This is a genomic window from Herbaspirillum sp. UBA812 (assembly GCF_002296545.1).
GTDB classification, from domain to species: domain Bacteria; phylum Pseudomonadota; class Gammaproteobacteria; order Burkholderiales; family Burkholderiaceae_D; genus Herbaspirillum; species Herbaspirillum huttiense.
On the sequence record NZ_DBIC01000383.1, the window covers coordinates 1246 to 11804 of the forward strand.

Consider the following 10559-nt stretch of genomic DNA (forward strand, 5'->3'; position numbering starts at 1 on the left):
TTCTGGCTGGTCAAGGAATACTTCAACATGAGCGTCGGTGAAACCTTCAAGACCTGGACGGTCATGGAAACGCTGATCTCGGTTGTTGCTATCATCTTCATCATGTTGCTCAACCTGGTCGTCTAAGACTGATCGCAACGCCCGGCTGGTCCGGGCGTCTTGCTTTGTTTGTTAAGGAAACTGCATATGTCCTCTTCCGCACCCTACATGCTCGGCGTCGATATCGGCACCACCAGCACCAAGACCGTGGTCTTCACGCTCGAGGGCAAGGTGGTCGCCCAGCATGCAGAGGAATACCCGGTCCTCTGTACCGAACCGGGCATGGCGGAACAGGACCCGGAGCAAATCGTCGCGGCCGCGCTGGCTTCCATCGCCGGTGCTGTCAAGGCGGCCAAGGCTGCGCCGCAGGAGATTGCGCTGCTGTCCTTCAGCGCCGCCATGCACAGCGTCATCGCGCTGGATGCCGACAATCGCCTGCTCTCCAACAGCATCACCTGGGGCGATATCCGTGCCTCGGTCTGGGCCGAACGCATCAAGCACGAGCACGACGGCAATGCCATCTATCGCCGTACCGGCACCCCCATCCACCCCATGTCGCCGCTGTGCAAGCTGATGTGGATGCGCCATGAAAAGCCGGAGGTCTTCCATCAGGCCGCGCGCTTCGTCGGCATCAAGGAATACCTGCTGTACCAGCTCTTCGGCCAGTGGGTGGTGGATCACTCCATCGCCTCGGCCACCGGCATGTTCAATCTGCGCGAGCTGGCCTGGGACCAGGGCGCGCTGGAATTGCTGGGCGTACGTCCCGAACAATTGCCTACACCGGTCCCGACCACGCACCGCCTGCCGGCCCTGTCGCCCGAGATGGGGCAGCGCCTGGGGCTGTCGGTGGAGACGCCCTTCATCATCGGTGCCAATGATGGTGTGCTGTCCAACCTTGGCGTGAACGCCATCGAGATCGGCCACGTGGCCGTGACCATCGGTACGTCCGGTGCCATGCGCACCGTGATCGATGAGCCGCTCACCGATCCGCATGGCCGCCTGTTCTGTTATGCACTGACCGAAAAACACTGGGTGGTCGGCGGCCCCGTCAACAATGGCGGCAACATCTTCCGCTGGGTGCGTGATGAGCTGGCCACCGCCGAAGCGGCTGCTGCGCGTGAGGAAGGCGTCGATCCCTACGAGGCACTGACGCGCATCGCCGAGAAGGTGCGGCCCGGCGCGGAAGGCCTGCTGTTCCATCCCTTCATGGCCGGCGAGCGCGCCCCGCTGTGGAATGCCGACCTGCGCGGCTCCTTCTTCGGCCTGGCCCTGCATCACGGCAAGCACCACATGATCCGCGCTGCGCTCGAAGGGGTGATCTTCAACCTCTACAGCATCCTGCCGGCGCTGGAAGAACTGGTCGGTCCGACCAAACGCATGATGGCCACCGGCGGCTTCGCCCGGTCGGCCCTGTGGCGACAGATGATGGCCGACATCTTCAACCGTGAAGTGGTGGTACCGGAGAGCGTGGAATCGTCCTGCCTGGGCGCGGCCGTGCTGGGTGCCTGGGCGCTGGGCCTGCTGCCGTCGCTGTCGGTGAGCTCGGGCATGGTCGGCTCCACCAACCATCACGCTCCCGAGGCCGAGGCGGTCGCCGTCTATGGCCGCCTGCAACCCATCTTTGCCGCCATTCCGGCCAAACTGGAGGCGGAGTATCACGCCATCGCCGCCTTCCAGCGCGCGACCGGAAAGCAGCACTGAGTCCTGTTTTGCGCCATCACGGGCAGGGCAGGGTTTGACAACGAAATTTCCGACAAGAAGAAAGAGACCACATGACCATCAAGACCACCCCGTTGCCCGCAGGTTTGCAGGGCTTTTCCCTCGAAGGCAAGCTGGCCCTGATCACCGGTTCTTCCGGTGGCATCGGCCTGGCGCTGGCGCGCGGCATGGCCCAGGCGGGCGCTGCCATCGTGCTCAACGGACGCGATGCCGGCAAGCTCGCCACCGTCGCGGCGCAATTGCGTGCCGAGGGCCACACCATCCATGAAGCCAGCTTCGATGCCACCGTCAATGACGAGGTCAAGGCGGCGGTACAGAAGATCGAAAACGAGATCGGTGCCATCGGCATCCTGGTCAACAACGCCGGCATCCAGCGCCGCAATCCGCTGGAAGAGTTCAAGGAATCGGACTGGCACGATCTCGTCAATACCAACCTGAACAGTGTCTTCTATGCCGCCCAGGCCGTGGCACGCCACATGATCCCGCGCGGTGCCGGCAAGATCATCAACATCTGTTCGGTGCAGAGCGAACTGGGCCGTCCCAACATCGCGCCCTATACCGCCACCAAGGGGGCGGTGAAGATGTTCACCAAGGGCATGGCCATCGACTGGGGCAAGTACGGCCTGCAGGTCAACGGCCTGGGTCCCGGCTACTTCAAGACCGAAATGAACATGGCCCTGGTCAACGATGCCAAGTTCACCGACTGGCTGGTGGGCCGCACCCCGTCGCGCCGCTGGGGCGATGTGGAAGACCTGGTCGGTGCTGCCGTGTTTCTGGCCAGCGACGCGTCACGTTTCGTCAATGGCCACATCCTCTACGTGGACGGCGGCGTGACCGCTACCTTGTAAATCATTTAGCTCATTTCGGAGATACACATGCAACAAGGCCTCGTCATCCATGCACCGCACGACCTGCGCATTCAGTCGCTGGAGTCCGCCCCGCTGCAACCGCAGCAACTGAAGGTCAAGGTCAAGGCCGGCGGCATCTGCGGTTCGGACCTGCACTACTATCACCACGGCGGTTTCGGCGTGGTGCGCATCAAGGAACCGATGGTGCTGGGCCATGAAGTCTCGGGCCAGATCGCCGAAGTGGGTTCGGCCATCACCGACATCGCACCCGGCACCCGCATCGCCATCTCGCCCAGCCGCCCCTGCGGCGTGTGCAAGTACTGCCAGGAAGGCAAGCAGAACCACTGCCTGGACATGCGCTTCTACGGCAGCGCCATGCGCACCCCGCACGTGCAGGGTGCGTTCCGTCAGGAAATCATCATCGAACGTTCGCAGGCCCACATCGTGGCCGATCATGTCACGGATGGCGAAGCGGCCATGGCCGAGCCGCTGTCGGTGGCGCTGCATGCGGTGCGCCGCGCTGGCCCGCTGGTGGGCAAGCGCGTGCTGGTGACCGGCTGTGGTCCGATCGGCGCGCTGGTGGTGGTGGCCGCGCGCCGCGCCGGTGCACTGGAAGTGGTGGTCACCGATGTCGCCAGCATGCCGCTGCAAGCGGCCCTGCAGGTGGGCGCGGATCGTGCCATCAATATGGCCGAGACGCCCGATGCGCTGAAGGCCTATGCCGTCGACAAGGGGACCTTCGATGTGCTCTTCGAAGCCAGCGGCAATGAACGGGCGCTGGTGGGGGCGCTGGAAGCGCTGCGTCCGCAAGCCGTCATCGTGCAGGTCGGCCTGGGAGGCGACATCCAGTTCCCGGCCAATCTGCTGGTGGGCAAGGAGTTGGACTGGCGCGGCGCGTTCCGCTTCCATGAAGAGTTCGCCATGGCGGTGGAGCTGATGAACCGCAAGCTGGTGGACGTGAAGCCCTTGATCACGGCGACCTATCCCATCGCCCAGGCGGTGGAAGCCTTCGAGATCGCCGGTGACCGCTCCAAGATGATGAAGGTGCAGATCAGTTTCGACTGAGCATGATGCGGGCGGCCGGTCCCGATGGCCCCGCCCAAGCGCCTTCCCCACCGATGCCGCCCGCTTCATTGCCGGGCGGCATTTTTTTGCCCGCCGCGCAAACGTTTGTCCGACAGTGATGGACAAGCGTCACGGCCCGCTATAATTGCGTTGTCAAATCTGCATGGGGCCAAGCTGAGGGGCGGCCACCATTTCATGCAGCCACCGTACTACCTCTGGGGGGAGGAAATCATGTCCAGGCCTGGGCTTCGCACGCTGACCGTCGGTCAGCGCCTGTCGGTGCTGATCCTGCTGGCCTTGCTAGGGCTGGTCGCCACGGCGGCCGTCAGTTTGCGTCAGATCGAGAACGTTTACCATGCGGCCAATTACGCGACGGTCAATACCGTGCCCAGCGTGACCACGCTCGATGATGCGCAGGCGGCCTTCAATGCCATCCAGGGGCGCATCTACCAATACCTGGTCAATCCCGATCCACTCGACCGTGCACGTCTGCTCAAGGAGATTGAGACGCAACGCGCACGCCTGAACCAGCATCTCAAGACCTACGCCGAGGCGTATGTTACCGACGAGACCGACGGCCTCATGCTGGCCGATGACCAGGCGCGCATCGTCGCCTTCGACGAGGTGGTGCGGCGACTGTTGAAGGTGTCCGATGAGGACCGCATCGAGGACAGCTTGCCGCAGGCGATCCTGGAGTTCCGCGCCAGCATTGATGCCGTGCAGGTGACCTTCGGCCGTCACCGTTCCTACAACATCGCGCTGGGTGATGCCAGTGCACTCAGTGCGCGCGAAATGATCAGCGATGCGCTGCAGACGGTCAGCCTGCTGGCGGGCGGGATCATGCTGGTTCTGCTGGGGGCCGGCTGGCTGCTCACGCGCACGCTGTTGCGGCAGATGGGCGGCGAACCGGGGGATGTGGTGACGGTGATGCAGCGCTTGTCCGATGGCGACCTGGTGCAGCAGATCAGCGTGAAGGCACGCTACCGCGACAGCATGATGCACGCCATCCAGAAGATGATGGAGCGTCTCTGCCTGGTGGTGAGCGAGGTCCGTGGCAATGCCGAGGGGCTGGTCAGCACCGCCGAGGAGGTCAGTGCCACCGCGCAATCCTTGTCGCGCGCCTCCACCGAGCAGGCCTCCGGCGTCGAGCAGACCAGTGCGGCGCTGGAGCAGATCCACGCCTCCATCCTCAGCACCTCGCAGAATGCCCGGCTGACCGACCAGATCGCTGCGGCCGCTGCCGTCGAGGCGCGCGCCTGCGCCGATACCGTCAAGCAGATGGTGGATGCCATCCAGCAGATCGCCGGCAAGATTGTCGTCATCGACGACATCGCCTACCAGACCAACCTGCTGGCGTTGAACGCCACCATTGAAGCAGCGCATGCCGGTGAGCATGGCTCCGGCTTCGCGGTGGTGGCCGCCGAAGTGCGCCGGCTTGCCGAGCGCAGCCAGTCGGCCGCGCAGGAGATCGACGAGGTCGCGCGCAGCAACGTCGCCCTGGCCTGCGCCGCCGAGCGCCAGCTCAACGACATGGTGCCGACCATTGCGCGCACCTCGGCGCTGGTGCAGGAAATCGTCCACTCCTCGGAGAGCCAGTCGGCGGCGGTCAGCCAGATCAGCCAGGCGGCCAGCCAGCTGGCTCAGGTGATCCAGCAGAACTCGCTCAGTTCGGAGGAACTGGCCGTGACCTCGGAAGAACTCAACCGGCGCGCCGTACTGTTGCAGACCACGGTGAGTTTCTTCCAGTGCCAGCTGGCGCGCGGCATGCAGCCCCGGCTGGCATAGGCCGCGTGCCGTTGGCCTGACGGGGGATTTCCGTGAGGGCTGATGAGAGCTCGTGAGGATGCCGTCGCGCAGCGTTGCCGGACGGTGTTTTCTTTTGCAGCGCATGAGAGGACAGCGCGGCCCCGATTGACAAGCCAGTTCACCGGCGATAATTTCATCGACAGCTCTGCAGCGCGCAGCAGCGAGGGGAGCGCGCCAACAACGCAGCCACAGCCTTGCCTCTGGGGAGAGGAATCATGTCCAGGCCCGGGTTTCGTTTGCTGACCGTCGGTCAGCGCTTGTTCGTGCTGATCCTGCTGGCGTCGATGGGGCTGGTGGCGACCGCCATCGTCAGCTTGCGCCAGATCGGGAATGTCTATGAGGCGGCCAGTTACGCACAGGTCAATACGGTGCCCAGCGTGACCACTCTGGACGATGCCCAGGCCGCCTTCAACGCCATGCGCGAGCGCGTCTACTTCTACCTCATCAACCTCGATCCGGCGGACCGTGCCCGCCTGTTGCAGGAGATGGACCAGCTGCGCGCGCGCATGAACGGGCATCTCAAGACCTATGGCGATGCCTACATCTCCGATGAGACCGACGGTGCCATGCTGGCCGAAGTGCATGCCCGCATTGCGGGTTTTGAGGAGGTCCGCAACCGCTTGCTGGTGGAGAGCGGAAGGAGCCTGGTCCATGACAGCCATACTGCGCTCGGCCTGGAATTTCGCACTGCCATCGACAGCGTGCAAGCCAGCTTTGCGCGCCATCGTTCCTACAACGTCGCACTGGGTGAGGCCAGCGCCTTGAGTGCGCGCGAGATCATCAGCCATGCGCTGGAGTCGGTGGCTGTCGTGGCGGGCGCTGTATTGCTGACGTTGATCGCTGCGGGCTGGCTGCTCACGCGCACCTTGCTGCACCAGATGGGAGGTGAGCCGGGCGAGGTGGTCACGGTCATGCAGCGGCTTTCCGACGGCGATCTGTTGCAGCAGATCCGGCTCAAGCCCGGCTGTGCCGACAGCATGATGCACGCCATCCGCAAGATGGTCGAGCGCCTGGGGCGGGTAGTGGCCGAGGTGCGCGGCAATGCCGAGGGCATGGCCGAGAGCGCTGCCGAAGTCAGCGTCACGGCCCAATTGCTGGCCACGGCGGCCACCGAGCAGGCCAGCGGCGTGGCGCAGACCAGCACGGCCCTGAGCCAGATCCATACCGCCATCCTTACCACGGCGGACAATGCCCGCCTGACCGACCAGATCGCCTCGGCCGCTGCCGTGGAGGCGCATCAGTGCGCGCAGACGGTCGGAGAGATGGTGGCGGCGATCCAGGTGATCGCCGGCAAGATCGCCATCATCGATGACATCGCCTATCAGACCAATCTGCTGGCGCTCAATGCCACCATCGAAGCCGCCCATGCCGGGCAGCATGGTGCCGGGTTTGCCGTGGTGGCGGGTGAGGTGCGGCGTCTGGCCGAACGCAGCCAGGCTGCCGCGGAAGAGATCGACCAGGTCGCACGTGATCACACGGTCCTGGCCAGCCGGGTCGAACGGCAGCTCGGCGACATGGTGCCGACCATCGCCCGCACCTCGGCGCTGGTGCAGGAAATCGTCCAGTCGTCGGAGCAGCAATCGGCCGCCGTCAGCCAGATCAGCGCCGCGGCCAGCCAGCTGGCGCAGGTTGTTCAGCAGAACTCGATCAGTTCCGAGGAGCTGGCGGTGACCTCCGAGGACCTAAGTCGCCGGGCCACCACCTTGCGTTCCTCGGTCGGTTTCTTCCAGTGCCAGCTGGCGCGCGGCATGCAGGCCAGCCTGGCTTAGGGCTTGAGCAGTACCTTGATCGAGTCCATCGAGTCGGCCATCTTGATGGCGGCTTCCCACTCCGAGAGGGCATAGTTGTGCGTCACGATGCCGCGTGAGGTCACCAGGCCGCGCGCCAGCAGGTCGATGGCGATGGGATAGCAGTCTCCGCTGAGGTGCGCGCCGCGCAAGTCCAGTTCCTTTTCTTCACCGATGATGGACCAGTCCACGGTAGTGTCGCGGCCAAAGACGCTGAACTCCACGAAGCGGCCCAGCTTGCGGATCATGTCCAGTCCTTGCGTCACGCCGGCGGGCGCGCCGGTGGTCTCGATGTAGACATCGCAGCCATATTGGCCGGTGGCGTCGCGCACGATCTTCTGCGCATCCTCGCGGCCCGGATTGATGACGATATCGGCCCCGTATTCACGTGCCAGTTGCAGACGCTGGTCGGAGAGGTCGATGACGATCAGTTTCTTCGGCGTCTTGAGGTGCGCCACCTGGACCATCAGCAAGCCCAGCGTGCCCGCACCGGCAATCACCACCACGTCATCGAGCTGGATGTCGCCGCGGTTGACCGCGTGAATGGCGCAGGATAGCGGTTCGGTCACGGCGGCATCTTCGAATGAGATGTGCTCGGGAATCTTGTGGATCACCGCCCGTGCTGACAGCCGCATGTAGTCAGCCATGCCGCCCTCGGCCACCTGGCGCTGGAAGCCGTAGACATCATGCACCTCGCACATCCAGCGATAGCCGGTCTTGCAGTAGCGGCACTTGCCGCAAGGCACGATCTGTTCGGCGATCACCCGGTCGCCCATGGCCACGCCGTGGTGCTCGGCTGCGCCCGGTCCCATCTCCACCACATGGCCCCAGAATTCATGGCCGGGAATCACCGGTGGCTTGACATAGGAGGGCTTGTTCTTGACCTCGTCGCCCCAGAAGCGCGCGGCACCGGCGAAGCACTTGCAGTCACCGGCACAGATGCCGCACGAGGCGATCTTGATGATGACCTCATTGGGACCGGCCGCCGGCCGCTTGACCCGTTGCAGGCGATAGTCGCGTGGTGCGTGGCAGACCACGGCCAGCATGTCGTCGTCATGGAAATGCATGATGGGATGTCCTTTGCTTGGGGATTAGTGGGGCAGGCCGGCCTGCAGCGATTTGGCCAGGCTGCCGAGGATCAGCGCGCAGGAACAGGCACCGGCATCAAGCACGCCGATGGAACGCTCCCCCAGCCGGCTGGCGCGTCCGATGCGGGCCTGCAGGGCGCGGGTCGAATCGCGGCCGGTGTCGGCAGCGTGCTGCATGGCCTGCAGGCAGGCGGCGAAGGGCAGGTCGCGGCCCAGTGCGAGGCGGAAGGCGTCGCGTGCCGGGATCAGGCTGTCCATCAGGGTCTTGTCGCCGACCTTGGCTTCGCCGATGGCCTGCACGGCGGCAATGCCCTCGTCCAGGGCCTTCAGGAACAGCTGGCGGTCCAGTGTGGGCTGGCCTTCCAGCACCGTGCTCATGGCCATGAAGAAGCTGCCGTAGAGCGGACCCATGGAACCGCCGATGCCTTCCATCAGGGTGATCGAAAGCGTATCGAGGGCCGCCGCCAGCGAGGTTTCGGGATCTTGTTTGAGACGTTCACCGCACAGGCTGAAACCCTTGCTCATGTTGATGCCGTGGTCGCCATCCCCGATCGCACCATCGACTTCGCTCAGCCAATCGCGGTGCTGGTTGATGGTCGACACCAGATCCTGTACCACCCAGGCAGCCTGGCGCATGTCGAATCCGGAGTTCATGGCTGGCCTCCCTGGCGCAGGCCGATACTGTCGCAAGGGGCGGCCAGGCATTGGTCCAGCTGCGCATCCAGGCGCATCAGGGTCAGCGTCACCCCCATCATTTCCAGCGAAGTGAAGAGATTGCCCACGAAGCTGTGCGCCACCTCCAGACCGGCTTCGCGCAGGCCATCGGCGACATCGGCATAGAGGATGTATTGCTCCATGAGTGGTGTGGCTCCCAGGCCCGAGAGCAGCACGGCGACCTTGTCGCCACGCGCGAAGGGCAGGTCGGGCAGCAGCTTGTCCAGCATCAGGCGCGCCATGTCGCGCGCTGGAACCACGGCCTGCACCGATACGCCCGGCTCGCCGTGATGGCCGATACCGACTTCCATCTCGCCATGCTTGATCGTGAAGTTGGCCTTGCCGACAGCCGGGATGGTGCAGGCCGACAGGCCGATGCCGATGGAGCGCGTGTTGTCGATGGCTTTTTGCGCGGCCTGTATCACTTCATCCAGCGTGCCGCCTTGCGCGGCCACCGCACCTCCTGCTTTCCACATCAGGATTTCACCGGCTACGCCGCGCCGCTTGCCGGGCTGGTCGGGCGGTGCCGAGGCGGCGTCGTCATTGGCCACCACGGTACGCACCTGGATGTCGGCGCGTTCGGCCAGTTTGATGGCCATCTTGACGTTCATGTTGTCGCCGGCGTAGTTGCCATACAGGCAGGCGATGCCCTGGCCGCCATGGGCGAGCTGGAAGGCGTCCATGAAGGATTTTGCGGTGGGTGAGGAAAACACTTCACCCACGGCCACGGCATCGACCAGGCCCTGGCCGACGTAGCCGAGAAAGGCCGGCTCGTGGCCGGAGCCGCCGCCGGTGACGATGCCCACGCGGCCCGGCGTGCCGGCGCTGCGATGGCGCAGTACGCGCGGATTGTCAGGGTGGGCGGACAACCCGGGATGCGCGGCCAGCACGCCGCGCAGCATGTCCTCGACGACCAGGTCGGGGTTGTTGACGATGCGATTGAGAGTCATGAATCAGTCCTTGGAAAAACGTCGGTCCACTGCAAAAACAAAGCGTCAGGTCACGGTGTAGCCGCCATCGATGAGGATGTTCTCGCCCGTGATCATGGCCGCCTGCGGGCTGGCCAGATAGGCCACCAGATGCGCCACTTCGTCGGGCTGGGCGAAGCGGCCCACGGGTATGCGCGCCCGCATCGCCACCCCCACCGCGCCGGCCCAGGCCTGCTTGCCCAGTTCGGTTTCCACCACCGTCGGTGAAATGGCATTGGCGGTAATGCCGTGGCGTGCCCATTCCAGCGCCAGCACGCGCGTCAGCGCCACCAGTCCGGCCTTGCTGGCACAGTAGGCGGCATGCCGCTCCAGCGCCACCACGCTGGCCTGCGAGGCGAGGTTGATGATGCGTCCGCCCTGCTGGCGCTGCATCAGCGGAAACACCGCCTGCGCCAGCAGGAAGGGGGCCTTCAGATTGATGGCCATGGTGCGGTCCCAGTCGGTGCAGGTGGCCGATTCGGCCTCCTGCAACAAGGCCACGCCGGCATTGTTGACCAGCACGTC

General features: G+C 64.7%; 10 protein-coding genes. 6 read left to right on the forward strand and 4 right to left on the reverse strand.

Translation table 11 applies throughout. The features are described 5' to 3' along the window. Window positions 1-6 precede the first annotated feature (6 nt). The 6 genes from B3873_RS25185 (at window position 7) to B3873_RS25210 (ending at window position 7246) form a co-directional block, all read left to right on the forward strand. The gene (locus B3873_RS25185; RefSeq protein WP_414651573.1) at window positions 7-126 is read left to right on the forward strand and encodes a hypothetical protein; all 120 of its coding nucleotides are present in this window, start codon (window positions 7-9) and stop codon (window positions 124-126) included. A 60-nt stretch (window positions 127-186) separates the two neighbouring features. Next, the gene (gene gntK, locus B3873_RS25190; protein WP_286869771.1) at window positions 187-1740 is read left to right on the forward strand and encodes a gluconokinase; all 1554 of its coding nucleotides are present in this window, start codon (window positions 187-189) and stop codon (window positions 1738-1740) included. Window positions 1741-1811: 71 nt separating this feature from the next. Beyond that, entirely contained in the window at window positions 1812-2606 is a 795-nt protein-coding gene (locus tag B3873_RS25195) for an SDR family NAD(P)-dependent oxidoreductase (RefSeq protein WP_121044245.1), read from the forward strand. 27 nt (window positions 2607-2633) lie between these two features. Further along, entirely contained in the window at window positions 2634-3671 is a 1038-nt protein-coding gene (locus B3873_RS25200) for an L-idonate 5-dehydrogenase (RefSeq protein WP_209532097.1), read from the forward strand. Window positions 3672-3902: 231 nt separating this feature from the next. After that, a complete protein-coding gene (locus tag B3873_RS25205; protein WP_286869775.1) occupies window positions 3903-5456 on the forward strand; it encodes a methyl-accepting chemotaxis protein in 1554 nt (517 codons plus the stop codon). A gap of 236 nt (window positions 5457-5692) precedes the next feature. Continuing rightward, window positions 5693-7246 (forward strand): methyl-accepting chemotaxis protein, encoded by a 1554-nt coding sequence (locus tag B3873_RS25210; RefSeq protein ID WP_286869777.1) that lies wholly within the window; start codon window positions 5693-5695, stop codon window positions 7244-7246. Here the strand turns inward: B3873_RS25210 and B3873_RS25215 are convergent. The 4 genes from B3873_RS25215 to B3873_RS25230 form a co-directional block, all read right to left on the reverse strand. Further along, on the reverse strand, window positions 7243-8331 hold the full coding sequence (locus tag B3873_RS25215; protein ID WP_286869780.1) for an alcohol dehydrogenase catalytic domain-containing protein: 1089 nt from the start codon (window positions 8329-8331) through the stop codon (window positions 7243-7245). The genes B3873_RS25210 and B3873_RS25215 overlap by 4 nt on opposite strands. A gap of 24 nt (window positions 8332-8355) precedes the next feature. Continuing rightward, the gene (gene dhaL / locus B3873_RS25220) at window positions 8356-9006 is read right to left on the reverse strand and encodes a dihydroxyacetone kinase subunit DhaL (RefSeq protein WP_134221557.1); all 651 of its coding nucleotides are present in this window, start codon (window positions 9004-9006) and stop codon (window positions 8356-8358) included. Further along, a complete protein-coding gene (locus tag B3873_RS25225; protein ID WP_286869783.1) occupies window positions 9003-10016 on the reverse strand; it encodes a dihydroxyacetone kinase subunit DhaK in 1014 nt (337 codons plus the stop codon). The genes dhaL and B3873_RS25225 overlap by 4 nt, the downstream gene beginning before the upstream one ends. 45 nt (window positions 10017-10061) lie before the next feature. After that, window positions 10062-10559 (reverse strand): SDR family oxidoreductase (locus B3873_RS25230; RefSeq protein WP_286869785.1); only part of this gene is annotated, 498 nt, incomplete at its 5' end.